This is a genomic window from Chitinophaga sp. 05T412, assembly GCF_056396465.1.
The window spans coordinates 242,862-268,737 of sequence record NZ_JBFTLN010000004.1 but is presented as its reverse complement, the minus strand read 5'-3'; the positions used below and the strand labels follow the sequence as shown (position 1 = coordinate 268,737).

Genomic DNA, 25,876 nt, shown 5'->3' with positions numbered 1-25,876 from the left:
TTTTTAACAATATAGATTTTATCTATAGTTTTACTATCACGTAATAGAACCATAGACTCTGAAAATTACCAGATACTTCTTTTAGTAGCAGATCAAAGCTATTCGCATCAAGCCTGCGCGTCATCCACAGCACATCATTATCTTGATTCCAGTTCGAACCAGTACTAACTAAAGACCCAGCTATCACATATTCTGTTGTAATATTCTGATTGTGCGGAACGGCCATTATCTTATCATCTGAAACATCGCCAACGAATATCTTCCCCCTAAAAATGATAACATTCTCAATTGTAAGACGCAGATCATTCACCGCCTTAGAAGTCGCTAAGACATTTGGGTCATTTAGGTCTATTCTATTGGATATAGCATTTGGGATATTACTCAATCCCACCTGATCTTTTGTGACCGAATGAGGGTTATCTGTATCGTTTATGTGGTCAAGAAGCATCTGTGTTAGATCGAAGATCTCAGCGCCCACATTTGTATCATAGTATGGAGCAAACTCTATTGTTAGCGATTCTTGGTCATAAAAAACAGGGGCGTTGAGTTGCAGATTGAACCCGCCATCTCCTCGAGGAATCCATTCTGGATCCCGGGTCTTTCTGATATATCTCCCATCCGCATTCCGATAAATTCGTGCAATTGTATAATTAGCTATGGAGGGTATAGCGGCTACGCGTGTATCGGCCACCGGATCAATGGCTCCCCCATCTCCGTCTACTGTGCCACCGTTGACAGTAATTACCAAGTCGTCAATAAAGATGCCATTGAAAAACTTGGGTGTTGCAAAAAAGCTACTCCGAATAATCCCAAGTGCCACCCCATCAAGAGAATCATAAACTATTACAATATGAGGCTCAGGAGTTGGTACTGTTAAATCGAATGCTCTTGGATTCAGGTGCGGCGGACCAAATACCATTTGGGCATCCATTGTAGCCCTATCCCTGGTAGGAAAGGCCCGAACAATGATATAATTCACCGGCGTCTCGTCGAACTGTATAGTTACAGGTATTTCCATCTTATCCCACTTGAATTATTTGAACAGTATTGTTTGGCACTTGATTGTTAAATGTTCCAAATGCATCAGTCTGAATATTGTATGCCACCATGCTCTTTGCGTCGAAATCAGCGTCGTAATTATTCTCATAATCATTCTGCGATTCCCGGAGATCCATTTGCCAAAGCAGTAAGGGATATCCCGCCCGTGTCGCCTTCTCCATCTTAGTTCCTTCTGGCCGCGCATATTGCTTTTTATCAGCAATAACTGTATCACAGGCATAAATCCGATTCAACATATCAACGACCCAATCCGGCACTCCGTAAACATCCCCTATTGTCAGTTTGAAATTCCGAAATGGTGTCGATGAAAGCAATGTAGTATCATAAATCTGATCCACATAGACTGTTTCGTCTGCGCCAGGCAGAAATTCATTGACAGTTGCTTCACAACGAAAGCTTGGCTTATACCCGGTGTCGAATATGATTCCATATTGATTAGTAGCATGTGTGTACTGAAACAGCATGGTGTTTTCATGCTTCAATCTCACCTCAATTGGTTCACTTATGAATTGCTGTACAAAATCATCATATCCAACAGAAAGTAGGGCATAGTATATGCCTTCAGGAACGTCCGCCAATTGGACACTGGTCTCATAAATGCTCCAAAGCTGACCTACTATATCTGTTGTCTTCTTCTCTCCTATGACCGTTTTGACTACTGTTTGGTCACAGGTGATCAATTGTATTTGAACCGGAGCAAAAGTTGCTTTCAGTTGCACTGCTATTGTGTCTGTCTGCTGCCACTTCTGATAGTATGTGACTTTCTCATCGTACGGGGAAATGGTATTGATGAACCAGTCTTCATCAAAGTGCATAAAGTTCTTTCCCGCCACTGCAGGAGGATTAAGCCTTACAAATCTTAGCGGCCCACTCTTCGGTATGTAAACTACATTATCACTCATGCTATTAGTTTTGTAAGGTCACAATCAGAAGAGGCCAATAGTTTTAGCGTAACCTCTTCCTTGGTCACGGGCTTTATACCGCCATCAATCAACACTCCACGATACGGAACCCCATCCCATTCAAATTGAAATCGGCCGGCGCGGGACATGGCTATCAATTCGATCATGTTTATCGGAACCTGTATTGTTACCTCCAGGTAGAATGGTTGGAAATATCCCTGATTAAGGCTACTTACAAATACATCTGCTTTTTCCGAAACGGTCCTACCCAGGATATCTGTTGTAGACACTGCGGAGTTCTTTTCTGTGGTCTGATATGTAATTTTCTGATCATCCAGCTTGAACAAAAATGAATGCAGGAAATCATCATGATTATTTAAACAGCGCTTAGGCGTAATGCCTAGATTAATGACTGAACCTGCACTTAGTAGCCCAGTTGTTGAATAGAAAATAGGCCGGAATGGGGTCCATACAATTTGTCCATTTTCATTTATAACACCTGCCGCGTCAATCATGAAGACGTCATTATCGCTCTTATTGTCGGTTGTTGTTTTGCCTACCAGATTTATACGCGTAAATTCAATGCCGTAACCATCCGCGCGATATATACTCTGTAAATCCAGCTCTTTTACGACCCTTTTAACTGGCAGGTTCCACTCAAAAGTATTATTGAACTCACTTCTGCCATTGATATCATCATAGTCGCTGTCTGGATATCCTATCTTCATGGAGCTGAAAACATAATCCTCAGCGAGGGTCACCTTGGGGCGTGATTTTGGAAAACCTAAATTGTACACTATATCGCCCGTGAAAAAAGCCCGTTTCTTATCCAAAATCATTTTATCCCCTTGATAGCCAATTCCGATATTTTTAGGGGTATTCATCGATTTGAAATAATCTTTGAAGCTGGTTTTTATTACAGAGTTGTCTAATTGACGAATGGCATCACCAGAGGTAATCAGAATGGTACGGAATGGATTGCCTGATGTGCCCGCACCTGTTGGCGATAAGTAGTCTGCGGCACCAGTATTGTGACCTTCAGAAAGCTTCTCTACAAGTTGTTTAAATAATTTATCTGAACGTAATGCGCGGGCCTTGGTTGGTTTATACCGGAAATAAAATCGCACTGATACAGTGCCAGGCTGAAAGTTTAGATCATCAGCATCGTTATACCAAAATGTAACGAACTCGCCACCACCAAAAATGCTTCCCGGCGAAGTCCTCCAAGGTGTAGCATACAAATATAAAAAGACCTGATCATCTGGCTCAACATGCATGGTGAAGTCTCCTTTTACCTCATGTAATACAAGATTTTTCGTTAGCAGTGGAGCGTTATAATAAAGGCCTATATCATTACTGTGATATATATTTATGGTTTGATTTATAACTCCTCCCCTAAATACCCTGAGATCAACCCTTATTTCCATCGGCTCCCACGGAGGAAGAGGCTGCGTACCACCACCTACAGGCGTTTGATAATATGCTGACTTGAATCTAAAATCACATGAGAACGTTATATCACTACTAGTTGTACCTTTAAAAAATGAATTTCCAGTTGCGTAAATACTGGGGTTATCTGTATTGTCTTTGTCTTTCAAATTAACATAAGACGTAGCATTGACGGAAGTTGGTATATCTTCTCCTTCATTACCAAGAATACTTGATTCGGGTAAATGCGCTCCCATAATATCGAATCCAGTCTGCTCTGTCCATCCAGTTATAAGCGATGTGGTGGACTGCTTTAAGGCAATGCCATCTAATTCCAATGTCTCTGAATCACTATTCAAAGGGATCTCATAGGTAATGGCCTCGTTGGCCTTTAAGTACTTAGGCAGCCCACCCTCTGCAACCGTGATGTCAAAGAAGTCGAGCTCATCTGTCATTTGGCTAAAATCGATCTCTCCTTTATACCAATTCTTATGAACCTGATCATGCGGGTCCAGCTTTAGAATTATCAGGTATACATTTTTCTCAAATCCCTGCGTATAAACAATTGTACGCAGTATCCGCGCACCGGTTCTCACAAAACGAAGAGGAATGGTAAACTCGCGGGTGGTCCCAAAATAAGTAGTACTTTTCTTGACATTAATCATTTGATCGCGCCATCCATCAGGCGTATTACCCAATGGCGAAGGAGTAGGCACAGCGATAACGTTGTTATTGCTAATTGCATAACTATTACCGATATCATCGGTCAGAAAGTATAACCACTCTTTTAGTCTCACGTCATGTATTTATTTACATACTTGGTGAACGAATTATTTTCTTCATTAATCCTGGTAATTCCGTCTTTTGTATAGTTTGTAATATTGGCTACTGGCTTGCTTTTTACAGTATCATTCAGATTGGATATGTACTCTCCTAATCCATTTATTATCTCCTTTGCCATTACTGCACCACCAAATGAATCAACAGGCGGCAATGGTTGGAATGCGGCTAATGAGGCGTACTTGAAGAAATCTTCCATGGAAGGAAATACGCGCGTATGTTCTGGCATGTCATACATCGTATCTGTTGCAGGAGTTTTTATGATTTGGCCATCAGGCGTAACGATAACCTCGCTCCGGCCACCATCGCCCGCGACAAGGGGGCCGCCTTGGTGATCTTTGGTCCCCTTCGCATATTTGGGAATTGGCTTTGCGGCTACAATTCCAATCTGTATAGCACCTAATGCCGCGGCTAGTGCCATAAGAATAGGATTTGGTGCAACCTTTACAATATTCACCGCAGTTTGAACGCCTATCTCAAAAATTGCCTTTATCTTATCAAATTGCGCCTTCTGTTGGTCTATTTGACGCTGGCGCCTATCCAGAGCCTCTCTCTGGGCCTGCGCCTTTGCTTCAATGATCTTTATTTGAGCGGCCTTTCCTTCAGCGGCTTGTGTTGTATTATTTACGGCATCAATTTCGGCCTGCTTTTTAATATCTATCTGATCAATCTCTTCTTGAACTTGATTTTTCTGCCTTGTGTAGTCGGCTTCTGCCAACGTGACCAACAGATCATACGACGCCTTAAAGATCTCCTTAAGCAGCTCTTGTTTCTGCTTCTCTATTGTTGCTCTTTTTTCTGCCTCCTCTTTTGTTTTTGCGGTCTTTTGCTCTTCAACAGATTGATAGTATTTTAAATCAGCATCATATAATTTATTAGATAGCTCATTGAGTTTTAGTTGTTCTGATGTAATATCAGCTCCTTGTAGTTTTTTTATATCAAGAATCTTCTGGGTGGCCTCAATCTGAGCCTTTAAGCTTTCAATTGCATAACTATTTTCAATTCGTAACTTCTCAGCCTCGTATTGTTCGGTTGTGATAAGGCCCGCGGAATGAAGTTTATTTAGCTGGGACGTTTCTTCAAGTTGTCTCTTCTCAATAGCAATCTGCTGGAAGCTCAGTGCATCAGTAATGGCTTTTAATTCATCTGTAGCATTATCTTTTAGGATGCCGGAAGTCATTTTCCCTAGATCCTTCATATTTTTTACCTTCTCCGCAGTATATTGATCATCAACAAGCAGTTTCTGCTCGTTTACTGCTTTACCCTGGCTGATCTGCTCATCCAGCGCTTTCTTTTCCGCATTTGCAACATTCTCAACTTGTCTATTCCTGAGACTGTAATACTTCTCCGCGGCAGCAAGACGCTCCGCCAATGTATTTTTGTCATTGTCTGCAATATCTTTTTGGGAATCAATTTCAGCCTGAGAACGGATCTTTGCGCGATCTGTTTCTGCTTTTAGTTGTAGCAGCGCATCTTTATCTTGTTGTTTTTGTTCCTTCTTGGTAAGAATATCACCACTGTCACCCCCACTATTAGTTGGTTTATTTGCATTCAATAAGGTTTGCCGCGCCCTTACGAGCTTATCAGCCAACTGGATGTAATTAAGATTGGCCGCTATCCCTTCAGCCGTATCCGTTTTCCGTTCCGCACGGAATTTATCAATCACGGTTTTCGCCTGAGCATAATCTCCTTCAATGGCTTCTAGGAAAATTTGCTGTTCTTTACCTGTGCTTTGGCCAAAGTCTTTAATATACTGGTCGTTTGCTTGTTTTGCACGGGCAATAGCCTCCGAAAGGCCCTGATTAAATCTTTCAGTATCCAACACCCGCCCCTGGGAAAGACCACCATATGTTTTAGCTTTTGATAATCCTGCTAAACCTTCAGGGGTCAGCTCCTGATTACTGAATCCATTCATCCTCTCTAATAGCTTATCAACAATTTTTATAGCACCCGTACCGGCATCAATTAAGGATTTGAAGAATTTACCAAGATTTGAATTTGGATCTGTTGTAAGGCTTACTATAGCATTCTTTAGCTTGTCAATACTACCTGCAAGGGTATTGTTTTTAATTTCGAATTGCTCATTGATACTTGATGATTCTCCAAGAGCCTTACCGGCCAATGCAATTTTTCCTCTGAAAAAGTCAGCGCTGCCACCAAGTGTCATGAATGTTGACATTACACGAACGCCTTTTGTCTCTGCTTCGGCGAATGCTGGCCCCAATTGGTCGAGGCCTGTTTTATTCTTCGCCAATGCCTCAGCGACCTGGATTAATGCTTCAGCTGGTTTTTCGCGGAGGGTTTTTGTAAAATCTTCTATACTCTTACCGGCTATTTTGGCAAACTTTGGAACATCTTGTGACATCTTCAGCAGGATCTGCACTGTTGCAGTTCCTGCTACTTCAGAGCTTTGCCCCAGCTCTTCAAAACCGGCTCCAAGACCAAGCGCAGAGGCCAATGTTAGATTTGCAGTTTTAGCCAACCCCGCAAGGCGTTGTGTGTAGTCAACGATGAAGGGTCCGGTAGCGACACCAGCGTTTGCAAGCTGCAGAATACCATTACCAATGGCAGTTAATGACTCGCCAGTAACCTTGCCGTCTTTGGAGAAGATATTGGATATCTTTACGAGGCTTTCGGTCACCTTGTCCGCGTCGCCTAGCTCTTTACCAAGAACAACCACTAATTTATCAATGGCCTGGGTAACGCCTACTATATCTTCTTTAGCGACGCCTGCTTTGGCGGCAATATTGGCTATATTAAGGAGTCCCGATACAGAGGTGCGGGTGTCTAATTTCTTCAGACTATCATATAACCGGTCCGATTCATCTGCGGTTAAGCCCATGATCCTCTGAAGATCCCCAAGTTGGTCGGAGACATCGTAGTTGCTACTTGCTACAGCAGCAGCTCCCAATGTGATGCCTAATGTAGATGCGAGACTCGTAGCGCCCCCAACAATCTGCTTTGGATAGTTGCCTACGTTTCGTTGACTTCTGCCTGTATCGGCCTCTAATTTGCCTAATTCATCACGTACCGATTTTATCGAGGATAATAATTGCTGATTTGATTTTCGCGCAGCTGGCCCCAGCTTGTCCCACTGAGCAGTCATATCTTTTAGCTTGTTCCGTAGATCGAGGATGCTGCCCGCTTCACCAACGATAGCAGCTTTAGCTGCTTTTGCTTCGGCAGCAGCTTGTTTTTGCGCGAGGGTAAATGCAGCAAGCGCCGTTTTTGATTTTATTAATTCTTGAGTAAGGAGTGATTCTTGGCGAGTCGCCTCTGCTTTTGCCTGTTTGTATTGATCAGTGAAGCTTCTGGCATTCTTAAGAGCTTCGGCAGCTTCTTTGAAGCCACTGCCAAAGTTCATGCCCTTTGCGGCATTATTAACCTCCTTTATAGCGCCAATGGCCTGCACAAGGAGATTAAACAGTTTATCGAACTGTTTTTGAATCTTCGCCTCATCAATGACACTATTTATTTTGTCGTCTGCCATGCTGCACTTTTTCGGACTCCTCTTTTAGTAGGTTACATATTGCTATATAGCGGGATACAGTAGTTTTACTTTCATCAATTGGATAAGCACTATATTTCGATAACACAGCAAGGTTCTTGTCGAAGTAAAACCGATCAACTTTCTGCCCCTTCTCTCCCAACTTCTCTAATTGCTCCAATCGAAATCTTTTTTCGCTGATATCTATTTCCATAGTCTTACAACGAGCTATAATTTTGTCGAGCTGTTTGTGATAGCCGGGAATATCGTCTTCATCATAAGTCACCTTATAGCCTTCTTTTGAAAGTATTTCAATGGCCTCCTGGATAACATACTTCCGAAGTATTCCAACTATTTCAGTCAGTACATATTGCCGGTAGAATACCCTGTTAATCTCAATCTGCAACTGGAAAGCTTCGTTTTCACGCTGCCCACCGGACAATTGCAAATATTCTTGATATAACACTTGCCATTCTATCGCCGCCTGCGCCTTATCTTCATTAAGCGCGGAATAATCTTCATCGCATACACATGCTATGAAGATTGAAAGCGGAAGATTTGTACAGGTATATTTCATGAACTGACCGATAATTTTATTACGTCTGAAATCTTTCTCATATACACTGGGCGCACATCAGAAACATATCCGGCTTTATAGACGCCACCTAAACCGAGAATATTTTCACCATACCTACTGAGGAGCCACTTAGATTTTACATCTGAACTGACAGCAGCAAATGCTTTCTGCGATTCTTTTACAACTAAAAAAATAGAGTTATAAAAGAAGCCGGTATCCTTTAGCGTGACCCGATCTATTGGTTGCCCCTTCTCTTTCTTAATCCTGATCGTCGCAGGCTTATAGAATGGCGTTATACTGCCTCCGGTTTTCTTTTTGCCTTGATCCAGTTGCTCCTGTTGCCACTCTACAAAATCCTTCTTTGTCTCACGCATGCTCTCTGCCGCAATCTTGTTCAGATTAAGATTGTCAATGCGGTTCATGAGCTGAGTGATGGTAGCCATGGCTTTAAGTAAGGGCGACTACTCGTCGCCCTCTGTATTGGTCTTTGCTGATATGGATGGTACAATGACAAGGGTAGTGGCCGGCGCTGGATTATCTTCTGCAGCCGGCTCAGTCACTAACCCTAATTCTTTTGCATATGCTTCCAAATCAGCATCAGGATAAACGGGAGAATACCTTCTCAGAAATTGCTCCAGGGTCCAGCCCTGATGTACTGATTTGTGAAAGTCTATTTTCGTAACTGGGATCTGCATATTATCCTCTTAGGACAGTGATAGGAATACCTTCAAAACCACTTACGCCAGCCGTATCCAGCGCGACCGGATCGACCAAATTAATGGTAACCAAACCGCCAGTAGTTGCAGGATAATCAGGGTCAGCGGATGACAGTGTGATTGTAAACCCCTTGATATTTGCATCGATAGCGGCCGAGGTGATTGTTATTGTTGCACCGGTAGTGGCATTAATAGCCGCCCATACAGCACCCGCGCCAAGCTGGGTACTATACTGGTCATACATGTTTGCTCCATCACAACCTGTTTTTGCCAATAACTTAACAACACCTGCAGCAGATGCACCAGATTGTACCAGATTTACGTTACGGAGGCCCACAATTTCAGAGAGCGGGAAATCGGCCTGATAAAATCCGAGATACTTATTGAAGTACACTGGATCGAAATCGAAGTACACGGAATAATTGGCCGCAGTAGTCGGTGTTGCTACTTTCCATTTATGGGCATGGAATACTGAAGGGATACCCGCAAGGCCATAAGTAAGACCGGTTGCATCTAACTTTCTCCAGCCGAGTAGCATGAAGTTTTTATCATAGTGTATCCAGTATGAAGATTGGAAATTATGCGTTTGCAAAGAATTGCTCAGGCATAGTGCGCCATCTCTATACTGAAATGTTAACCGGTAATGACCGTCTCTGATTGGGAACTGTGTTGCGCCAATGGTTTCGAAAACGACATCTTCACTATTATCAGTGGTATTGAGATAGTTGTGAATCGGGAAGATTCTATCTGCCTTTGACGGGGCCATAGAGGCCGCATCCAGTGTATTCCGCAGATCGGCTAATTCAGCCAAAGTGAAAACCTTGCCCTTCGGCACGCGTATTGAACCAAAAATCTCCGCTGGATCAATCACACATTCCCCAAAACCTGTATTTTTCAGGTTCACGGCGCAGATCATTTCATTTAATGTTGCCATTGTTTAATATTTTTTTAACAGCGATTAATGTTGTAATTAATTGAGAAGTCAAGACGGAAGCAGTGAAACGGGTGCATATCCCGGAACTTCAGCCCCTTGTCCCTTACCGATCCCGGGTATTCTTCCAGTACATTATCTATTCCTAGCCTAATACCAGAGAACGTAAAGCCATATATTCCGCTTTCCACCAGGTTCTGTACATCTTTACGGACCTCTTCATCCCCTCTATGTAGTAGGCTTTTTATTGCCTGGACGTTTACGAAATAGACAAGATGCACATCTGCCGAGTTGCCGATCTTGTATTCTATCTTCTCTCCTACTCCGAAAAAAGAAAGCGCTTGATATCGGTCATCGAGATATAGATCGATGTATTCATTCTTCCCTCGATAACCTTCTGCTACATACCCGTTATCCTTTTGATTTCGGTAACACCTACCATAGGCCTGATATTGAGCCGCTGGCAGATTCCAAAGAGCATTTAGCTTTTCATGCAGATATACCTGCAGCTTCTGAATAGGGATATCTATCCCTATCGGTGCAGTCTTGGTATATAGCATGATGAAGGTTGAAGTGTGTTTGATGTTGCCTTTTGTTTCGGAAAGAAATTCTCCTTTAACCGTTTCAGCTCCCGGCGCAACTGGTTTTTTAATCCAGATGAATATGGCAGGTCAGGCGTTTGCATATCAAGATTCAGGTCATTGTATAGCCTAGCGGCACCGGCTTCTCCGATGCGCTGTATATAGTTTGACCTTGTGCTGTGAATGAGTTTTTCAACTACCATTGCAGCCATCTGAAGGCCAATTGCTTTATCAAAAGCCTGTGGGTTCTTTACAATAACTTCCGTAAAATCAACAACAGATGAAAATTCTATATTCAACCCATGAGTGCGCGAAGTGATGTAGGGATTATACCGGATAAAATCAGTTTGTCCTGCAACCTTTATTGCTTCGATAATGTTTGATCCGTAAACCTTGCCGCAAAACCATTGTGTGGGTTGTTCATCATAAGCCTGTACGGCACCCAAATCATCTTGAAAGTATCCGAGGTAGTAAATACCGCCCTTTATGTTTCCATCCAGATAATTGAGGGCCCAGTCATCAGGAGCAACTATCACCTGGCTATCGGCTTCAGTCGTTACCTCTATTTGCTTAATCGGCACCTTCTTTACGCTGCTGAATAAGTATAGAGGGAAGGTTGCTATGCCATTGAAGTAAAGCGTTACAGCATTGATGCGGACAGACTTCCTGGGATCGGGGCCAATCTTTATTTGCCTTCCGACAAATCGGCCGGCATTAGGAATAAGCACCTGTTTCCAGTCTGTAGTTAAGAACTCTGTTTGCTGCTCAATTACTTCTGGTTCCGCAAACACGCCATCAAGAACAGATGCGATACAGTCTTCTTGAAGATTCTTTAACGAGTCATTGAAGTCAGCATCCGAAATTGAGACATCCGGATTAGCTCCATCTTTCAAGTTCTGAATCGTTACTTCAGCATGGAAGCCGTCATAATATCGCTTTGATGTTGCTTTCAGATTATCCGTATCCACTATTGCATACTCTGGCTGGGTGGGTTGCCTAAACCCTACCCTGCCAAATAATGCCGCTATGACTTCATCGCGCCGGTACATCTTAGTCGTGTTTGCGTAAAACGTAATTCAATCTTACCACGGCGGACATGGTGCCCACTCCAGTGGCGATAACTCGATAATAGACGCCAGGTGTTGTTATTTTCGACCAGACAACTGTGTTTGTTGCTACATTGGTAAGACTCAGAGAGTCGGTAGTCTTTACGAAGTCAGTACCATTGAGACTCTGGTAAAGAAATAGAGTGCCCGCAACCGTGCCTGATATCTTTGTAACAACAGGTTGCACGCCCATTGCTGAATATCCGGCAGACGCAGAAAATGTCTTTGTTACCGTGCCCGCGTTTACGACTGTATCCCCTGCCACAAGAGGCATGAGGGTTGCTTTTTGAGCTGATGCCATGGAAATGAATCCAATCACCAGCATTAAGAGAAAAAGAATCTTTTTCATTGCTTTTGCTTTTTAGGTGATTAGATTAAGATGCTTGACCAATCAGGTGAACAACAGAGTCGCCAGTCAATGACAGCGGAGGAAGCGCATAGGCGATGGTCAGGGCGATTTCGTACTGATCAACTACGTCTTGAGGAGATCCACCTGTACCGTTTCCGGAGGTGTCAGCCCTTTTGGTATAGAAGGAAATATCAGCTACCGCACCGCTGCCGAATGGATCCTTTTGGGTACCCATAACACCGACTTCGTTTTCGCCGCTATTAACGCTGCCGCTTTTATTCAGAGCGTCATTCCAGTACATGCCGGCAAATGATCTGCGTGGCATAGCCAATACAGCACCGAGTGCATAGTCAGTGGATATAGCATCCTGTGTGGTTGCGATTGCGGCATTTCCAAACTGGAAAGAAGTGTTTGCCTGGTTACCTGCGCCCTGGTTCATCTGGAACTCAAATTCAGCAGCTGACTGCAGATCAGAAACGATGTCGTAGTCGCCGGTGAAATAACGGGCCGCCATGAACGATTTCACCATCTGAATGAATCGAGACTTCTTGGTCTGGTCGATTTCCAGCGCGAAAAGAGTGTCATTCCAGGTTCCCGGATTAGCTGAAGCGATTTGCGGATTAACCACTGCGGCAGCTAACTGCATACGGTTTGCCAACAAGAAGGCCAGCGCAGACGTATCATGCCGGTTACGGATATTGCGCCACTTTTCTTCATACAGGTTATTGAACATCGTCTGATAAGTCAGGATGTTGTTCTGTGCGATTTTACGCGGCAGACTGAGTGTTTCAACGTGAGTGATATACACTAATTCAGTCTTACCTGAATCGCCAAAACCACCAGTGTGGTTATATGCTTTTGTAGTTGTGCTCTGTTGGGCAACTTTTGTTTGGTAGTAGATTTCTACTGGGCGAAGGTCTGATTTGCGGAGTTCAGGCGCATTAGGTATGCTGTACTCCTGGTTCTTCAGTGCCAACTCCATTACGGTAGGTATCTTACGGCGCTGCTCAGGGGCTTGGTTACGCTGGGTAACAATAGCCTGACCCTTAGCAAGTACGCTCGTAGCGTAATTAGCCATGGTGCTATAATTAGTTGTGAAAGAATGTTGTGTGAGGCTTGGAGTACCACTCCGGAGTTTTGGGATACCATCCCAGGCAAGAATCAGGTACCACCTGATTAAAATAGCGGGGAGCTATTTCTAATAACAAATGTATAGATAAAATCTATAGTAACAAAATTAATTATAGAGGAAATAAAAAAGCCCCAATGAAGGGGCCCAGTCCATTACCATGAATAGTTAGCTCATAAATCAGTAATCTCCGTTGTTAAAGAACAGTACGCCAGGCTCCCGGATAGGCAGTTCTTTTATCCTATCTGTATCCCGCACCTGCAAGCCATTCTTTTCAAACTCCTGCTTTGCCATGGCTTCAGCCTGAGCTTTGTTCTGTGCAAGCAAAACCAATTGCGCACCTAAATAATGACCTTTGCCTTCGTACACGTACGCCTTAAGCTTTAATACCTCCCCGACATTTCGTAATTCATCGGTTAGGCTTTCGTATTCTTTTCTTAATGCTGGAAGATCAATTAAATGATCTATTCGAATATCGCTCATAAAACAGGATTAAATGTTACTGGAATAATTACCGCGAGGCGTTGATCGAAAAGGCAACAATGCTTCATATGCTGCTGTTGGTGTAAACTTAATGCCGTAAGATGGCGTAAGGATGCCATATCGCTCCATGCGCCCCATGTTATGACTGTCTATAAAGATATCATACACATCATCATTACCGGCCAAAAAGACCGCCGTAATAAGCCGCGCATCTTCCTTCACGGCGGGGCGATCCAAGTGCGTGCTTAAAATACGTAGTATAATTTTCTCTTCTTGCTGTTCAACCCACTTATACCTGTATTCAACTTCTTTATCCCATAATTCAGCAAATTGCACGTTGTTCATAAAACAGGATTAAGCCCCGAATTAACGGGGCTGGTGACTACTATTGCTCAGTAAATGGATTGCCAACAAATACAGATACCGGCGGCATACCCTCTCCAGTAATGGAAAGATAAACCTCTCCCCCTGACTTTATAGCCTCCTGTAATTCTTCAGGAGACATTTTCCACTTGGATATGATAGTTCGAAAGGGTCTGCCACCTTCTCCTATAGGCACTTCACCTTTCCATACATGCAAATCACTGCACTCATCATCAGTCATGTTTGCCGGCTTCGTAAATACAAAGTTTGATTCCGGAAATTGAATAGGTTGCATATGATACTATTTAAACGCGAAATGCAAACACTCCGCTCGGTGAATAAACAGGAAAGTATTAGTTGTACACATCGAAATCCGGAACTTCTTTCATCACTGTTTCAAGATGAGATTGAAACTCAGGAGAAACCAGATTTCCGGTTGGATTATCCTTTTGCCATTGCTCCTGTACCTGTGAAAGCTTCTTCAAACCAGTGCCGCCACCTGGGTTGTTATCTCCGCCACCTCGACCGCCTGGACCAACTACTGATGCCCATTTACGTTCTGTGAAGTAATCAGGAACAACCCTATCCGGAGGGAGTGGATCCTGTGTTTTCGGATCGCGTACCACCTCGCCATTGCGCTTCGTGATTGTCTTTCCGTCTACCTGCTCAAATGTGAGCTCTTGCTTCATCAAGATCAGGCGTTCGCCATCTTTCAGTCCAGTATCACGGTTTGCAGGGAAATAGGTTATTAATTTACTGTCAAATGCAGCAGCAGCTGACACGCCCTTTTCTTTATCCAGTTCAGCCTGCAACTTTTCTTTATCCTGGATTAATAAATCGTTTTGTTGCTTCAGTCCGACATCACCGGTGGCGACTTTTGCATTCACAAGCTCAACAACTTTGGCCAAATCCTTGGATTCATCCTCGATACCGAATTTGCGTTTCAGATCCTTAGCGGCAAGCTCCTTACCTTTCTTCTCTCCTTCTGTTTCGCCTTCCTTCTTGCCCAGGGTCTTGTTATTTTCATCACGTGTAGTAAGCTCTGTTTTTTTCATTACTACTACATCGTCAGATATTTCAATGCTAGTTTCGGTGTCAGCTTTAACGGCTGCTTCCAACTTCTCAACATCAAGGCCGAAGCCCTTCAGTTTTTCTCTGTCTTCTGCTGTTAATGGCATAATTTCTTAAGGTTAGTGTGAATGATTATTGTTTCAGGAGATAATACCGGCCAGTATTAGGCAGCTGTGCATTCAATTCGTTAGCTACATGAGGAGCGACCCGTGTCGCATGTAGTGGCTTATTGTTCGTAATGCGGATGCCAGCTAAGTACTTAGGGGTATCAGGTAAGCCTGGATACAACTCTTTGATCACCTGTTCCACTTTGTAGACATGATAATCCGTCATTTGATGTAGCGGAAGAGTGGCCACGTGCGCCCTGTATGCCTTGAAATTATCGTCGATCAGGTTTTCGTAGTCAAACTTTACAATCTCTTCGCTTTCTTCTCCGTCAGAGCCTTGGCTTCCCGGCTGCTCAGTGCCTGGAGGCACACCAGCACCAGAATATAATTCTGCTATAAGCGATTCCGCTTCTTCAGATGGCACATTGTCTATCCTCATCTGTTCGCGTAATTCATCGGCGGTTAGGCCGGATTCTTTCAATTTAACAAGCTTCTCTTTTGTTTTGTGATGCATTTTATTTGATTTAGGATTAGGAAATGATTGAGCTTTTAGCCTTCGTGAATGCGGTTACCTGACTCCAGTATTCTTTTATCTTCAGCTCCAGCACGTCGCATTCTATCTTGGCACATAATACTTGTCCGTTGTTTAGATAGATGAATGATCCCCAATAATAACCAGGATGATAGGCGGCTATATGTGTTGGCTGGATCATGCATTCCACCTCCTTATCATCTTCTGGGTAAGCCCTTTCACCACCCGCCGGCTCACCGGCCAATGTGATTACTATTTTCAAAAATGGTAACATATATTAGGTTTGGTTAGTGACTTATTAATTTGCTCCAACTGGCGCAGGTGGTTGTGGCGCTGGGATGTTTTTTGCCTGAACATACGCCCGCAACCTGGTGCGCAGTACGTCAGTTGAATTGATTACTATTTCAATATCCTTCATGGTGCTATACCACTCTCCGAAATACAGCTTACAATTGAAATCCAATTGATCTGTAACTATATTCTTTGCCTCTCCAATCTTTAGGTGAGGGAACGGCTCAACATAAAGCAGTTTTATACGTACTGCCAGCTCAATAGGGCTGTTTTGATATACAGAATGGTAGTACTTCTCAAGCGCCTCATAAAGGCTCGCCTCTGGCGCTCCTTTTGTCCTCATGTCCTGATATTCAGACATCAATTCATTGGGCGTTTCGAATATGTAGTACCTGCCAGCGGCGATAGCCGATTTCTTGAAGTTGACAAACCAGTATTTTCCAATGAAATCAGCAATAAGCATTTCGCTCTTTTCCAGCCATTCGGCGGTCGTGTTCAAACGAGAGTACCGGGGCTGCCGGTCGTCAAGGGTCTTTGTTGCGCTGTCTGGCTGTGCCTGGCCAGGCTTTGTATTAGGACCGGTTGGCGTTTGGGCGTGACCGGTTCCCCAGTAAGTCATATTGATAAGATTCTCTAAGTCATATAGGCTTGCATCTTGCTTTTCCCACCCCTGTATATCAGGAGTGACATAACCAAATATTTTGTGGAAATCGAAATTACCATTCTCGAAAAGAGTCATCGGGAAGCGAGCCACGTCGCTCACTTTTGTTTTCATCTTATATCCTGTCCCCTGAATCGCATTTGGTTCAGACAAGCAATCAGGGCATGCTTTGGCGGCGATTAAGCCAGTACCGGCGCAATTCGAACAGGTTAATAATGGTTCAACGGCTTTTGAAAAACCATGGTAGCGTTTTTGCAGATCGCGTATAGATCTATCGGTAAGAAATGAATCAGCTAATTCAACAGTGAGATATAACGGCGAAAGGAATAGCTGAGGGTCATTAAACATCATCATGTTGCTTGTAATAAATCCCGGAGTAGTCCCCCATGGGTTTTCAATAGGCTGGCCGATGATTAATACCTGGTCCCCTGTCCACTTAACAAACATATCTTTGGCATCGTCAACAAAGCGATAATACTTTGTTTCGGCCGATGCGGCATATTCCTTCAGATCAGGATCATTGATTCCAAATTCAAGAGCCTGGCCTGCTGTGAGATTGAAGCAGATGTATTCTAATCTACGGCCAGTGGTCAGATAATCATAAATGCTATAAATACTCTTGTATGTTGGGTATGCCCTGGGCGCTGTATTAGAATTAATATCGAGCTTTTCAACTTCAATGAAAATAACGCTCATGGGGTCAGCCCTCCATGCTGGTAACCCAAAATTGCGCATCCACTTGCGAAGGGATTCGCCATACCTGACCTCATCCAAAATAGCATTCATCTGCCGCTCTTCAGCTTCAGGTAGATTGAAATATGATGATCCTCCCTTTGCAGAGAAAACCATATCCTCCTGTTGGAGCACTCTCCCGAAAAGATCCTTATTAGACACAGCATATTGCCGGCGCACTGAATAGATATCCCTGTTCTCGAAATATTCACACTGGGTTAAAGCAGCCTCCATACCAACACCATAAAGATGCAGCATGAGCTTATCAGCCATTGCCCGCCCCTTCATAATCCTGTCTTTGCTTGGATTATTCTTTACCACATTGGCTATATAATCAATACTGCAGTTCATGCTATGTATGTTTAATATGCGAAATACTTTTTCTCTCTGGCCTTGTACAGTGTAAACTCACTGGCAAGGATCGTTGTAATGAAATATCGTTTCTGATCAGAATAATGACCAACTGGCTCATATGTAACACCGGTATCTTTGTCTTTTGTCTTTGCCTTTAACATCTTCCCGTCCTTATCCTCTTTGGCCATGCAATAATCATCGATACTAACCTTACAGGTATCTGCTATAACTATACTGTATCCATTCAGCTCATTCTCGTATATGTCATTAATGAAAGCGGCACTTAGCGCCACCTCAGGGGCCGATTTAGCTACGCGGCTAATGACCGTGTATCCGGCCTTCCGTAGAACTTCAATGAATTTATCGTAAAATGATGCGTTATTCTCATCCACCGTTGATCTGGCTGATGCCGAAGGGTCTCCATAGATAAAAACAACGTCTTGATAATTAATATGTCCAAGCCATGCAGCCAATGCCATGGCCGCTTTTACCGCGTTGTTGGTTGGTGTTCTGCATGGTATCTCCCATACCTGGCGCAACTCTTTTGCAATAATCTGCCAGCAGGCGACGGTTACATACGGGTTTACGTTTTCATCTAATGAAATATGTAATGTGCTTTTTTCAATCTTCAGCGCCCTAACGTGCTTGATTTCATTGAACTGCTTCCAGAACTCTCCGCCGGTCCGTATGATACCTCTTTCGCCGTTTGCGTACACCCGATATAGGTTAGGCTTATTTATGCGATCGCGGTCAAAATCGGCCAATGTGTGTTCGTCCAGGTAACCACCCTTGCCAGATGGATGCCCAACAACCCAGAAATTATCACGATAGGTGACCTTTATCCAGATACTGTCACCTCGTTTATTTATTTTCTTGAAAGAATAGTCCGGATTGAGTGCATTCCACTTGGTTGGTGCGTCAATTGTCAATGGCAGGTCAATCCACTCCTCCAGGTCAAGCCAGTTCTTATAAATCCATAGATTAGCACTTACGGGGTTCCAGTCACAGATAAACTTCTGATTCGGGCGACCGCGTAAACGCTTTCTCTGTTGCCCCCACTGAGTTTCAGTGAATTGGTTCCACTCATTATTATAAACGACATTGAACTTTTCAATACCCTTGACATTCTCCTCGTTATCAAGGCCGCGAAATCTTAACCTGGCATCATTCATTGTTGACTTGAACAGATCCTGTTGCATGGTGTAGTAGTCGGTAAGCTCCAACCTTGTACGTGCTAGCTCAAATGAACTGTATACGGAATCCCGGATATCAACATGGAAGCGGCGAAATATCAAAGAACTATAATCATTTTCCAGCTGGTCCTTAAGAAGTGTGTTACATATTTCCCCAGTCTTTGCCGCGCTGGATCCACCCTCGATGTATATGTACCGTATTTTAGGGTCCCGGAGCGCCGGCTGAAGGTGCCAGTGCAGCGGATTGAATAGTTTCGGATTAAATTCCAAATCATATTCAAATTCCATATGCTAATCCTCCTCTTTGCCGTATCCAATACGAATCTTACCAGTATGTTTTACCTCTTCGGGAGCATTCCAGCCTTTTATCTTACAAATACTATCAAGGGCACCACGCTTGTCCCAAACCTTTATTTTACGCGTTTCTCCAAGCTTCACCTTTACGCCGTCAATATATTCAGACAGCTCATCAGTCTCAACAGACGAAAGCGCCGCTGCGGCATCATCGGAAAGTTCATGCAGAGGCTTCAGCGCCCCATCCTCATTGAAGTATTGCCGGATATCGGAGAAGGCAAGACGCGCATACTCTCTCATCACCCTTTCATGGGTGATTTCGAGCTTATCGAATACTTTTTCTGTTTTGGAATCTAAATGGGCCTTGACCTTAACATTTCTTAACAACCGGGAGGCGGCTTGTTCGGCTGTCTTAGGGGAGAAACCGGCCTCTATAGCGGATCTCTTGCCGTCTCTATAAATGAGGAAAAGCTCACAAAACATGAGCTGTTTGGCTGTTAAGCCGTGTGAGGGTTTAATATTTTCACTTTTCTTTCCCTTCATTTCATAGCAGCCATATAGTTATTATGGAATGCTTTGAACAAAGATATAGATTTTATCTATAGAAATGAAAATAAAAAATAGCCAGAATCCAGGCTATAATCACTTCGGCCTTTTAAAATTTAAATATAATGAGATGCAGGCTACGATAAGCCCGATTATAGCGGCGGCGAAGGTAAACCAGTACGTACTATATATTCTCTTGCTATTCTTTACATCGTATCTAAGCTTCGTAAGTGTCAGTTCTTCTGACTCTTTATCTCTCCTTACACCCTCCCTGTTAGCTTCTAAGTAATCAAGCCCCTTTTGACTAATTTTATAATACTCCTTCTGGCCTATTATAGTCTTTATGAGACGCCCAGTGTTTACATGTGTATTGACCGTTGCTATCAAGTAGGGCACTACCAGGTTACGCTCCATGGTATCATCCCAAAATAATAGCATCCTTTTTAGATCACATGGCTCATCTATCATGCTTATGTGATTCAGTAACAGATCTTCAGTAATTCCGTACATTTATTGAAGGTGTTTGGCTTTTGCAATAGGATCCCCGAATCCGCCAGCCTCAATAAAACTACTGGCCCGTGTTCGGAATTGAGGCAAAAGGCGAATATGGCCGGATGTTCCATAACCGAAAGCTTGAAAATCTACCCAGGTTGGCATTTCATCTTTTATCTCTTGAAAAATTTCAAATATTACCTTTGCCGGCAACTTTAACTTTCCTTCGAAGTCAGTATCGGTATGAGGTCCGTTTGAACTAATGCAGACCTTTATTATCTCGTTTGCAGCTTCATTATTTATCATATGTCATTCAGGTTTAGCTATCATAACTTTTGTTCCGGCAATCCTTCGGGCCATGATTCGAAATAACTCCTGGCCATCCTTCGCGTTCCCGTAATACCCAGTAGGCTCACCTCCAAAGTAGTAGAACGAGTTCCTGCCGGTACGGTTATCGATCAATTCGACCTCCAGGAGAGGCGTCTCGATAATCTGCAGGAGTTGGTGGCTGGTTATAATGAGGACATTAGATTTCCGGTCTCCCTCTTTATGGCCCTTCACGAGGAATTTTGCCTGAAGAGCGTCTCCGCTTTCAAATCGGAAGATTACCTCATCATTGATCATTAGCTTTGCCCGGTCGTTTGGGGCTGTTATTCGCAGGCAAGTATACGTTGCCGAAGCATTCATGCCAACGCCTAAGAACGGAGGCGGAAAGGTGGCATTCTGCTCACCTGGAGGGAATAACGGAATAAGTCCATCTCCTACTATGCCGGATATCTTGGTTATCTTTCCTTCTACCTGGCCATAGGAGTTGGTATATACAGCTGCCTCTGTATTCTCGATATCTGGACCAACTGTTAGATACCCTGCGGGCTTATATGTTTGCTTTATATTCCACATCACTGAGACAAAAGTTTTTTCTTTTGAGCATCAAACTCTTCCCGAGTCAATAAACCATCATCCATAAGCTTCTTAAGCTTTAGCAGCTCGTCAGCTACGCTACTCGGAGCGGGGTCAGTTCCCTTTTTGAGAAACTTATCCGGTATTATTATCTCTCCGGACTGGATAGCCGGATCAATGGCGCAAAAATATCTAATGGCAATCCCGCCATCTATCTTGCAGGCCGCAACATAGCCTCTTTTTTTATCTCCATTTAGAAATATTTCGCGTATTTTGAATTTTGAACCGGCCCAAGCCCCTTTTAAGTGTAGCTCTCCCGAAATAGGATTACCCATATTGATATACTTGTATGATCCTCCTATATCACTCCCATTGCCTATAATTACATCTTCTCCTTCCTTAAAAACATAACCAGAATTTATTGTATAACTACCTGTCCGCCGATCATAAATGCCGAAGGTGGTTTTAATTGAATCAGATGATTGTTGTCCAAAAGCAGTAATAGAGGCAACGATCAATATGAAAAAAATAACGTATCTCATCATCATAATTATTAATACTATAGGCCAAATCTTTCAATACCGGAAATTGTTTGAACTGAAGTTCTGTAGGATACATTGTACTTATTGATTGTGGAGTCTGGCACCTTCCCGCTATCGTATCTGATATACAGATTTCCTCCACTATTAAGCGTTACAATCAAGTAGGTTGTTTTTGGTCGTTCATCATACTTATAGAATATGCCAAAATCAGGCATTGGCGTACTAAAATTATTATTTTTTATATAGTTTGAAAAATCTAAACCACATCCCTTATACCTAAAAGATTCTTCTATTCCTCCATCAGTTCTTCTAGAGAACATTACAATGACCCCGCAATCACTATTGGGCTTATTGTCATTTCTTTTGCCACAGGACGAGAGAATAATCAGGACTAACAATAATAGTTTCTTCATAGTGGTTCTGAGGTTTATAAATTATCTGAATCTAAAAAATAGTTAATCAATTGTTATTCAATTGTTATTCACGAAGTATTATTTTTTGGGACCGACTTTTAGGGATTAAGCAGCCTACCATTGCATCAAATTATAACATAAATAATGACCAACATATATAGTACGTTTCCTGCACATGATGTGTATTTATTATGCAATGATATTTTTCTCCGAAAATACTATCTGTTTGTGCCAATATATTATTAGACCTATTTGATTTTAAACCAGAAACCGCCATGCTACCAAATTATCTTGTTAATTATACATGTTTCTGCGCATTTATGTTGCGCAGTGGAAGTATAGATTCAGTACATAGCACCTGGCCCCAATTCCTCATACCTTAAAGAGCGCGTTTATGAAAAAAAAGAAGAAGAAGATTAAGGCAAAGCCAAAAACCATTAAAAAACAGAATGTTCTTCAGTCCCAGTCTCCTTACCTTGTAATTTCTCAAGAAGAAGTACTACATGGGCTTTTATGGAATCATCAAGTTTTTTAAAAAACTCCTCTTTGGGCAAATCAGTTCTACCATTAAGTAACATGGAGGCTACCAGGTCAGTCAGTACATTGATCTTGGCCTCCATTCTAATCTGACCAATAAGCAATTGTTTCTCTGGGGAACTTACTTCAATTTCAATTTCTTTGATCTTGGCCATTATTTGATTATTTCGGAAAGCTTTATTTTTATTGATGTTCCTTTTACATTGTATCCTGTATTATCCTCCATTACCACACTGCTGCCGGGACTAGTTTCATAAAAATCTTCAAGTTGATATTTTTTGATTAGTTCTTGAATCTTTTCACGCGGTACAGGTCTATGTCCATTCATAGCATTACTTAATAGAGTCTCCTTCCAATCCAAGTCCGTAGCCAGTTGCCTGCGATTTTTGATAATACCTTCCTGCTCCAGCTTTTTAACTGTAATCACAAATTTATCCGATGCTTCTTTATTGGTTAACATTCTGTTTATCAAACGTTATAATATTAATACAAAAAATATTTATCAATACTTATCAAAATAGTTTGTCGTTTGATTACTATTGATTAGTTTTGACATATCAACGCAAAAGTAGGATACCAAAACGGTATCATAACCAGTAAAAGTAACACAAAAATGGAATACGTAGAAACACGCAATGCAGAAAAATTGAGAAAGGAGAGATTGGTGCGTAAGCTACGTAAAGTATTAGAGCAGGGGGACAGGGTGCGCATAGCTGAATTGTCCGGCTTAAGTGAGGATACTGTTTATAAGACGCTGAAGAAAAAGCCGGCAATTCTTTCAAACAAAGTAATTGAGGCTGGTATCGTTCTGATAGAACAAAGAACTGGCAAACCTTTTAAAAGATAATTCACCACACATACACTTTGACTGAACCCCGGAATGGGTACTGGCGGAGCTATGTACTTAAATCTCAAAATCATGTCACTCGGATACTTACAATCAGCATTAACAGGCCTTCGGGAAGAGCTGGACACAGTATACACCCTGATCGACAACTGCCAGGATGAAACAGAAATGGAGGAGCTGTTGGAGCGTAAAGACGAGATTAAGTATCAGATGGACTGTGTGAGAGATGAAATGTATTCTACAACCAGCAATTACTAACCCTTAAATACTTACCACCATGGAAATGGATACTCTGCATCAGATACAAAGCCAAATCATTGACAAAATAAATGAGGGGGAATATGAAGATCTCGTTGCTGTTAAATATTCAGGCATTATTCAGCTGATATTATTTAACGATAAGGCTCAACCGGAATTAATCGGAAAAATCGAAAGTAACGGCGCTGTTTCCTGCAATGATCTCGATGTGGCTAATTACCTGATCTCTGTTTCTAATAAATACTTTAAAAAGTAGATAAAATGAAAAACTATACTGTTCAATTCACTCTACCTCACATGGTGCTCGACACCGGAGCCTGGATATTGGCTTCTGTTCTGACGCAAAATATCGCGTATGCCATGGTGGGTATTCTCTTAAACGGTGCAGTAGGTGCTGCACTATTATTCACCGGTAAAAACTGAGCTATGGAACGCCCAAAGATTTCTTCTATGCTCCTTGAAGCAGCTGCATCATACTCCATATATGAAGATACACTCAGGCAACTTAAGGAGGCGCAAGAGGATCTGGTATCAGGAGATATTCCTGTCACAAAACAATATCAGCAGATCCAAATAGGCAGGATTGAAATGTTGGAGAACATAGCAAAGGAACGCCTTCAGGAATACCATACTACCATGGATACAGTCCAATCTCTTCACGCTTTAATCCTTGTACCATGAATGCCGAAAACAAAGCGCCATATCATCCAGCAGGCGATCATAGTGGAGTTACTCCATGTGGAGGGATAAACATCCGCGCAGAACTAGCAGCGCGTGCCATGCAGGGCCTTATTTCATCCATTGGCTATCATGACTTAATTGCGGCAGATGAAATAGCATATGATTCTGTTGTGTACGCTGACGCATTGATCACCGCCCTAAACGCCGCATCATGACACCCGTCCAGCTGGGCATCATAATCGGAGCCATAGCGATCATCTTTACGCTAATCGCAATTTTTATCATCCTTGTAAATAATGATTATGTACGACATAAACACCCTCCTAAACACTTTGCCTGCGAATCTTGCCGTGATTCTACTTGTTTCTGTGATATGGGGTTTACTCGTGGGAAGAGCGAAGGATCTGGACGGAGTGGACAGGTACCAGGAAAGGACCAGCTACAGGAAGCTGAATCACAAACGACAAACGACAAGCCATGAGACGCACTTCAATACCAGCAAATAATTTTGGGGCAGGCTCAGAGCTTATCGGGCAGATGTGCAGAGGAAGAAAGATAGTTGCTGCAACTCGTAAAAACATGACGCTGGAAGATGGACGCGTTTTCCCTCGAAAGGGCAATAGGATTGACATATGGGTTGAAGATGAGGCAGAATATAAGGAACGATTAAAATCAATTCAGAAGCTTGGCTATTCCTTCCGTATTACAGCCCGCATACATGGAGAAAAGCACTGGGCAATTTACTACAAAGGGGAGAATAAGTTTGCTCCATACGTTTGGGATAGGGAAGAAGACGCACTGAACTATCTGACAAAAAAATTGAATGCAGACGAGCAGTTGACAGTTTAGATTTAAGACACGCGGGGCTGATCCCGGCCCTGCTTTTCCTTCGAAGTTCTTTTCATAATGATACACGAGAAAGCAGTCCTGCGGCATAAGTGGAGGCGCAAACACAAACTAAATTCAGAGGTATAACCGGTAGATAATATTCCGGTTATGCGCCTCAGTAGCTCAACTGGCAGAGCATTCGCCTTGTAAGCGAAAGGTTAGCGGTTCGATTCCGCTCTGAGGCTCCAGGGGGATGGGCGAATTAGCGAAAGGCTACTGATTCAACCCATCTGCCCCGATGTTCTAAGACACCCGATTAATCACCTACGGCAGTATACGGGACTGTGAGCCGAAGCGCGGTGATCACGAAAAATTAAGGATATGAAATAGGTTTTTGTTTCTCGCATTCAAATCCAAAACACACAGGGACCGGGCGGCTAGTAATCGATGTTTATATTTTGTCCGCCCGGTTTTTCAAACCCGAATCATGAAACAGCAATACAAAGTAGGACAAGGAATACAACTCATTTTCATCGCCGTCACAATATGGTCGATTTATATGGCCTACCAAGTTCTAAAATAAAGCCCGAGCATGGCGGCCCGGGCAAGAATAGAGTAAAACGGAAAATTAAACAACTATTCAACA

At 42.8% G+C, this 25,876-nt stretch carries 35 protein-coding genes and 1 tRNA gene; 8 read left to right on the top strand and 28 right to left on the bottom strand.

What is annotated here, in order from left to right:
* Positions 1 to 22: 22 nt before the first annotated feature.
* The 28 genes from AC1DFM_RS11535 to AC1DFM_RS11400 all read right to left on the bottom strand — a co-directional run bounded on the left by AC1DFM_RS11535 (position 23) and on the right by AC1DFM_RS11400 (position 23,076).
* The gene (locus tag AC1DFM_RS11535; protein ID WP_477076877.1) at positions 23 to 1,018 is read right to left on the bottom strand and encodes a hypothetical protein; all 996 of its coding nucleotides are present in this window, start codon (positions 1,016 to 1,018) and stop codon (positions 23 to 25) included.
* Position 1,019: 1 nt separating this feature from the next.
* Positions 1,020 to 1,961, bottom strand: a complete 942-nt coding sequence (locus AC1DFM_RS11530; RefSeq protein WP_477076876.1) for a hypothetical protein — start codon at positions 1,959 to 1,961, stop codon at positions 1,020 to 1,022.
* The gene (locus AC1DFM_RS11525; protein ID WP_477076875.1) at positions 1,958 to 4,186 is read right to left on the bottom strand and encodes a hypothetical protein; all 2,229 of its coding nucleotides are present in this window, start codon (positions 4,184 to 4,186) and stop codon (positions 1,958 to 1,960) included. Before AC1DFM_RS11525 ends, AC1DFM_RS11530 begins: the two co-directional genes overlap by 4 nt.
* Positions 4,183 to 7,719, bottom strand: a complete 3,537-nt coding sequence (locus tag AC1DFM_RS11520; RefSeq protein WP_477076874.1) for a phage tail tape measure protein — start codon at positions 7,717 to 7,719, stop codon at positions 4,183 to 4,185. The genes AC1DFM_RS11525 and AC1DFM_RS11520 overlap by 4 nt, the downstream gene beginning before the upstream one ends.
* Positions 7,697 to 8,293, bottom strand: a complete 597-nt coding sequence (locus AC1DFM_RS11515; protein ID WP_477076873.1) for a hypothetical protein — start codon at positions 8,291 to 8,293, stop codon at positions 7,697 to 7,699. The genes AC1DFM_RS11520 and AC1DFM_RS11515 overlap by 23 nt, the downstream gene beginning before the upstream one ends.
* Positions 8,290 to 8,736 (bottom strand): hypothetical protein, encoded by a 447-nt coding sequence (locus AC1DFM_RS11510; RefSeq protein WP_477076872.1) that lies wholly within the window; start codon positions 8,734 to 8,736, stop codon positions 8,290 to 8,292. The genes AC1DFM_RS11515 and AC1DFM_RS11510 overlap by 4 nt, the downstream gene beginning before the upstream one ends.
* A gap of 18 nt (positions 8,737 to 8,754) precedes the next feature.
* Positions 8,755 to 8,988, bottom strand: a complete 234-nt coding sequence (locus AC1DFM_RS11505; RefSeq protein ID WP_477076871.1) for a hypothetical protein — start codon at positions 8,986 to 8,988, stop codon at positions 8,755 to 8,757.
* 1 nt (position 8,989) lies between these two features.
* Positions 8,990 to 9,943, bottom strand: a complete 954-nt coding sequence (locus AC1DFM_RS11500; RefSeq protein WP_477076870.1) for a hypothetical protein — start codon at positions 9,941 to 9,943, stop codon at positions 8,990 to 8,992.
* A 14-nt stretch (positions 9,944 to 9,957) separates the two neighbouring features.
* Complete coding sequence (locus AC1DFM_RS11495) at positions 9,958 to 10,500, bottom strand: hypothetical protein (RefSeq protein WP_477076869.1); 543 nt, start codon at positions 10,498 to 10,500, stop codon at positions 9,958 to 9,960.
* The gene (locus AC1DFM_RS11490; RefSeq protein WP_477076868.1) at positions 10,473 to 11,570 is read right to left on the bottom strand and encodes a hypothetical protein; all 1,098 of its coding nucleotides are present in this window, start codon (positions 11,568 to 11,570) and stop codon (positions 10,473 to 10,475) included. Before AC1DFM_RS11490 ends, AC1DFM_RS11495 begins: the two co-directional genes overlap by 28 nt.
* A gap of 1 nt (position 11,571) precedes the next feature.
* Positions 11,572 to 11,976 carry a hypothetical protein gene (locus AC1DFM_RS11485; RefSeq protein ID WP_477076867.1) on the bottom strand — a complete coding sequence of 135 codons (405 nt, stop codon included), beginning with the start codon at positions 11,974 to 11,976 and terminating at the stop codon, positions 11,572 to 11,574.
* Between the two features lie 25 nt (positions 11,977 to 12,001).
* Positions 12,002 to 13,054 carry a hypothetical protein gene (locus tag AC1DFM_RS11480; protein WP_477076866.1) on the bottom strand — a complete coding sequence of 351 codons (1,053 nt, stop codon included), beginning with the start codon at positions 13,052 to 13,054 and terminating at the stop codon, positions 12,002 to 12,004.
* A gap of 231 nt (positions 13,055 to 13,285) precedes the next feature.
* The gene (locus tag AC1DFM_RS11475) at positions 13,286 to 13,588 is read right to left on the bottom strand and encodes a hypothetical protein (RefSeq protein WP_477076865.1); all 303 of its coding nucleotides are present in this window, start codon (positions 13,586 to 13,588) and stop codon (positions 13,286 to 13,288) included.
* A 9-nt stretch (positions 13,589 to 13,597) separates the two neighbouring features.
* Positions 13,598 to 13,933 carry a hypothetical protein gene (locus AC1DFM_RS11470; protein WP_477076864.1) on the bottom strand — a complete coding sequence of 112 codons (336 nt, stop codon included), beginning with the start codon at positions 13,931 to 13,933 and terminating at the stop codon, positions 13,598 to 13,600.
* Positions 13,934 to 13,973: 40 nt separating this feature from the next.
* Positions 13,974 to 14,246, bottom strand: a complete 273-nt coding sequence (locus AC1DFM_RS11465; protein ID WP_477076863.1) for a hypothetical protein — start codon at positions 14,244 to 14,246, stop codon at positions 13,974 to 13,976.
* 58 nt (positions 14,247 to 14,304) lie between these two features.
* On the bottom strand, positions 14,305 to 15,129 hold the full coding sequence (locus AC1DFM_RS11460; RefSeq protein ID WP_477076862.1) for a hypothetical protein: 825 nt from the start codon (positions 15,127 to 15,129) through the stop codon (positions 14,305 to 14,307).
* Positions 15,130 to 15,154: 25 nt separating this feature from the next.
* Complete coding sequence (locus AC1DFM_RS11455; protein WP_477076861.1) at positions 15,155 to 15,643, bottom strand: hypothetical protein; 489 nt, start codon at positions 15,641 to 15,643, stop codon at positions 15,155 to 15,157.
* Between the two features lie 16 nt (positions 15,644 to 15,659).
* Positions 15,660 to 15,935: a hypothetical protein gene (locus tag AC1DFM_RS11450; RefSeq protein ID WP_477076860.1), complete on the bottom strand. Its 276-nt coding sequence runs from the start codon at positions 15,933 to 15,935 to the stop codon at positions 15,660 to 15,662.
* Positions 15,936 to 15,959: 24 nt separating this feature from the next.
* Positions 15,960 to 17,696, bottom strand: coding sequence for a hypothetical protein (locus AC1DFM_RS11445; protein WP_477076859.1), 1,737 nt, complete (start codon positions 17,694 to 17,696; stop codon positions 15,960 to 15,962).
* Positions 17,697 to 17,707: 11 nt separating this feature from the next.
* The gene (locus tag AC1DFM_RS11440) at positions 17,708 to 19,180 is read right to left on the bottom strand and encodes a phage terminase large subunit (RefSeq protein ID WP_477076858.1); all 1,473 of its coding nucleotides are present in this window, start codon (positions 19,178 to 19,180) and stop codon (positions 17,708 to 17,710) included.
* Between the two features lie 3 nt (positions 19,181 to 19,183).
* On the bottom strand, positions 19,184 to 19,729 hold the full coding sequence (locus tag AC1DFM_RS11435; protein WP_477076857.1) for a terminase small subunit: 546 nt from the start codon (positions 19,727 to 19,729) through the stop codon (positions 19,184 to 19,186).
* Between the two features lie 99 nt (positions 19,730 to 19,828).
* Positions 19,829 to 20,200: a hypothetical protein gene (locus AC1DFM_RS11430; protein WP_477076856.1), complete on the bottom strand. Its 372-nt coding sequence runs from the start codon at positions 20,198 to 20,200 to the stop codon at positions 19,829 to 19,831.
* Between the two features lie 42 nt (positions 20,201 to 20,242).
* Positions 20,243 to 20,530, bottom strand: coding sequence for a hypothetical protein (locus AC1DFM_RS11425; protein WP_477076855.1), 288 nt, complete (start codon positions 20,528 to 20,530; stop codon positions 20,243 to 20,245).
* A gap of 3 nt (positions 20,531 to 20,533) precedes the next feature.
* Positions 20,534 to 21,127 carry a hypothetical protein gene (locus tag AC1DFM_RS11420; protein WP_477076854.1) on the bottom strand — a complete coding sequence of 198 codons (594 nt, stop codon included), beginning with the start codon at positions 21,125 to 21,127 and terminating at the stop codon, positions 20,534 to 20,536.
* Entirely contained in the window at positions 21,124 to 21,666 is a 543-nt protein-coding gene (locus AC1DFM_RS11415) for an SHOCT domain-containing protein (RefSeq protein ID WP_477076853.1), read from the bottom strand. Before AC1DFM_RS11415 ends, AC1DFM_RS11420 begins: the two co-directional genes overlap by 4 nt.
* A gap of 17 nt (positions 21,667 to 21,683) precedes the next feature.
* Complete coding sequence (locus tag AC1DFM_RS11410) at positions 21,684 to 22,079, bottom strand: hypothetical protein (RefSeq protein ID WP_477076852.1); 396 nt, start codon at positions 22,077 to 22,079, stop codon at positions 21,684 to 21,686.
* Between the two features lie 437 nt (positions 22,080 to 22,516).
* Positions 22,517 to 22,771, bottom strand: coding sequence for a hypothetical protein (locus AC1DFM_RS11405; RefSeq protein ID WP_477076851.1), 255 nt, complete (start codon positions 22,769 to 22,771; stop codon positions 22,517 to 22,519).
* Positions 22,771 to 23,076 carry a hypothetical protein gene (locus AC1DFM_RS11400; protein ID WP_477076850.1) on the bottom strand — a complete coding sequence of 102 codons (306 nt, stop codon included), beginning with the start codon at positions 23,074 to 23,076 and terminating at the stop codon, positions 22,771 to 22,773. The genes AC1DFM_RS11405 and AC1DFM_RS11400 overlap by 1 nt, the downstream gene beginning before the upstream one ends.
* A gap of 153 nt (positions 23,077 to 23,229) precedes the next feature.
* Between AC1DFM_RS11400 and AC1DFM_RS11395 the strand changes: the two genes are divergently transcribed.
* The 8 genes from AC1DFM_RS11395 to AC1DFM_RS11360 all read left to right on the top strand — a co-directional run bounded on the left by AC1DFM_RS11395 (position 23,230) and on the right by AC1DFM_RS11360 (position 25,478).
* Positions 23,230 to 23,463 (top strand): hypothetical protein, encoded by a 234-nt coding sequence (locus tag AC1DFM_RS11395; RefSeq protein ID WP_477076849.1) that lies wholly within the window; start codon positions 23,230 to 23,232, stop codon positions 23,461 to 23,463.
* A gap of 72 nt (positions 23,464 to 23,535) precedes the next feature.
* Entirely contained in the window at positions 23,536 to 23,721 is a 186-nt protein-coding gene (locus AC1DFM_RS11390; protein WP_477076848.1) for a hypothetical protein, read from the top strand.
* Between the two features lie 19 nt (positions 23,722 to 23,740).
* Entirely contained in the window at positions 23,741 to 23,977 is a 237-nt protein-coding gene (locus AC1DFM_RS11385) for a hypothetical protein (protein WP_477076847.1), read from the top strand.
* A 41-nt stretch (positions 23,978 to 24,018) separates the two neighbouring features.
* The gene (locus tag AC1DFM_RS11380) at positions 24,019 to 24,144 is read left to right on the top strand and encodes a hypothetical protein (RefSeq protein WP_477076846.1); all 126 of its coding nucleotides are present in this window, start codon (positions 24,019 to 24,021) and stop codon (positions 24,142 to 24,144) included.
* A gap of 3 nt (positions 24,145 to 24,147) precedes the next feature.
* Entirely contained in the window at positions 24,148 to 24,402 is a 255-nt protein-coding gene (locus AC1DFM_RS11375) for a hypothetical protein (protein WP_477076845.1), read from the top strand.
* Complete coding sequence (locus AC1DFM_RS11370) at positions 24,399 to 24,617, top strand: hypothetical protein (RefSeq protein WP_477076844.1); 219 nt, start codon at positions 24,399 to 24,401, stop codon at positions 24,615 to 24,617. The genes AC1DFM_RS11375 and AC1DFM_RS11370 overlap by 4 nt, the downstream gene beginning before the upstream one ends.
* A gap of 262 nt (positions 24,618 to 24,879) precedes the next feature.
* The gene (locus AC1DFM_RS11365; RefSeq protein WP_477076843.1) at positions 24,880 to 25,251 is read left to right on the top strand and encodes a hypothetical protein; all 372 of its coding nucleotides are present in this window, start codon (positions 24,880 to 24,882) and stop codon (positions 25,249 to 25,251) included.
* A 151-nt stretch (positions 25,252 to 25,402) separates the two neighbouring features.
* Positions 25,403 to 25,478: transfer RNA gene (locus AC1DFM_RS11360), tRNA-Thr, on the top strand.
* Positions 25,479 to 25,876 lie beyond the last annotated feature (398 nt).

Excerpts from the sequence above, each read along its gene's own strand:
- AC1DFM_RS11485 (WP_477076867.1), bottom strand. The coding sequence starts at position 11,976 with ATGAAAAAGATTCTTTTTCTCTTAATGCTGGTGATTGGATTCATTTCC.
- AC1DFM_RS11405 (WP_477076851.1), bottom strand. The coding sequence starts at position 22,771 with ATGGCCAAGATCAAAGAAATTGAAATTGAAGTAAGTTCCCCAGAGAAA.
- AC1DFM_RS11385 (WP_477076847.1), top strand. The coding sequence starts at position 23,741 with ATGGAAATGGATACTCTGCATCAGATACAAAGCCAAATCATTGACAAA.
- AC1DFM_RS11425 (WP_477076855.1), bottom strand. The coding sequence starts at position 20,530 with ATGATAAATAATGAAGCTGCAAACGAGATAATAAAGGTCTGCATTAGT.
- AC1DFM_RS11510 (WP_477076872.1), bottom strand. The coding sequence starts at position 8,736 with ATGGCTACCATCACTCAGCTCATGAACCGCATTGACAATCTTAATCTG.
- AC1DFM_RS11505 (WP_477076871.1), bottom strand. The coding sequence starts at position 8,988 with ATGCAGATCCCAGTTACGAAAATAGACTTTCACAAATCAGTACATCAG.
- AC1DFM_RS11455 (WP_477076861.1), bottom strand. The coding sequence starts at position 15,643 with ATGCATCACAAAACAAAAGAGAAGCTTGTTAAATTGAAAGAATCCGGC.
- AC1DFM_RS11400 (WP_477076850.1), bottom strand. The coding sequence starts at position 23,076 with ATGTTAACCAATAAAGAAGCATCGGATAAATTTGTGATTACAGTTAAA.
- AC1DFM_RS11430 (WP_477076856.1), bottom strand. The coding sequence starts at position 20,200 with ATGATAGATGAGCCATGTGATCTAAAAAGGATGCTATTATTTTGGGAT.
- AC1DFM_RS11375 (WP_477076845.1), top strand. The coding sequence starts at position 24,148 with ATGGAACGCCCAAAGATTTCTTCTATGCTCCTTGAAGCAGCTGCATCA.
- AC1DFM_RS11475 (WP_477076865.1), bottom strand. The coding sequence starts at position 13,588 with ATGAGCGATATTCGAATAGATCATTTAATTGATCTTCCAGCATTAAGA.
- AC1DFM_RS11500 (WP_477076870.1), bottom strand. The coding sequence starts at position 9,943 with ATGGCAACATTAAATGAAATGATCTGCGCCGTGAACCTGAAAAATACA.
- AC1DFM_RS11365 (WP_477076843.1), top strand. The coding sequence starts at position 24,880 with ATGAGACGCACTTCAATACCAGCAAATAATTTTGGGGCAGGCTCAGAG.
- AC1DFM_RS11395 (WP_477076849.1), top strand. The coding sequence starts at position 23,230 with ATGGAATACGTAGAAACACGCAATGCAGAAAAATTGAGAAAGGAGAGA.
- AC1DFM_RS11520 (WP_477076874.1), bottom strand. The coding sequence starts at position 7,719 with ATGGCAGACGACAAAATAAATAGTGTCATTGATGAGGCGAAGATTCAA.
- AC1DFM_RS11530 (WP_477076876.1), bottom strand. The coding sequence starts at position 1,961 with ATGAGTGATAATGTAGTTTACATACCGAAGAGTGGGCCGCTAAGATTT.
- AC1DFM_RS11480 (WP_477076866.1), bottom strand. The coding sequence starts at position 13,054 with ATGGCTAATTACGCTACGAGCGTACTTGCTAAGGGTCAGGCTATTGTT.
- AC1DFM_RS11465 (WP_477076863.1), bottom strand. The coding sequence starts at position 14,246 with ATGCAACCTATTCAATTTCCGGAATCAAACTTTGTATTTACGAAGCCG.
- AC1DFM_RS11380 (WP_477076846.1), top strand. The coding sequence starts at position 24,019 with ATGGTGCTCGACACCGGAGCCTGGATATTGGCTTCTGTTCTGACGCAA.
- AC1DFM_RS11415 (WP_477076853.1), bottom strand. The coding sequence starts at position 21,666 with ATGAGATACGTTATTTTTTTCATATTGATCGTTGCCTCTATTACTGCT.
- AC1DFM_RS11515 (WP_477076873.1), bottom strand. The coding sequence starts at position 8,293 with ATGAAATATACCTGTACAAATCTTCCGCTTTCAATCTTCATAGCATGT.
- AC1DFM_RS11470 (WP_477076864.1), bottom strand. The coding sequence starts at position 13,933 with ATGAACAACGTGCAATTTGCTGAATTATGGGATAAAGAAGTTGAATAC.
- AC1DFM_RS11460 (WP_477076862.1), bottom strand. The coding sequence starts at position 15,129 with ATGCCATTAACAGCAGAAGACAGAGAAAAACTGAAGGGCTTCGGCCTT.
- AC1DFM_RS11435 (WP_477076857.1), bottom strand. The coding sequence starts at position 19,729 with ATGAAGGGAAAGAAAAGTGAAAATATTAAACCCTCACACGGCTTAACA.
- AC1DFM_RS11490 (WP_477076868.1), bottom strand. The coding sequence starts at position 11,570 with ATGTACCGGCGCGATGAAGTCATAGCGGCATTATTTGGCAGGGTAGGG.
- AC1DFM_RS11535 (WP_477076877.1), bottom strand. The coding sequence starts at position 1,018 with ATGGAAATACCTGTAACTATACAGTTCGACGAGACGCCGGTGAATTAT.
- AC1DFM_RS11445 (WP_477076859.1), bottom strand. The coding sequence starts at position 17,696 with ATGAACTGCAGTATTGATTATATAGCCAATGTGGTAAAGAATAATCCA.
- AC1DFM_RS11440 (WP_477076858.1), bottom strand. The coding sequence starts at position 19,180 with ATGGAATTTGAATATGATTTGGAATTTAATCCGAAACTATTCAATCCG.
- AC1DFM_RS11410 (WP_477076852.1), bottom strand. The coding sequence starts at position 22,079 with ATGAAGAAACTATTATTGTTAGTCCTGATTATTCTCTCGTCCTGTGGC.
- AC1DFM_RS11450 (WP_477076860.1), bottom strand. The coding sequence starts at position 15,935 with ATGTTACCATTTTTGAAAATAGTAATCACATTGGCCGGTGAGCCGGCG.
- AC1DFM_RS11390 (WP_477076848.1), top strand. The coding sequence starts at position 23,536 with ATGTCACTCGGATACTTACAATCAGCATTAACAGGCCTTCGGGAAGAG.
- AC1DFM_RS11495 (WP_477076869.1), bottom strand. The coding sequence starts at position 10,500 with ATGCTATATACCAAGACTGCACCGATAGGGATAGATATCCCTATTCAG.
- AC1DFM_RS11370 (WP_477076844.1), top strand. The coding sequence starts at position 24,399 with ATGAATGCCGAAAACAAAGCGCCATATCATCCAGCAGGCGATCATAGT.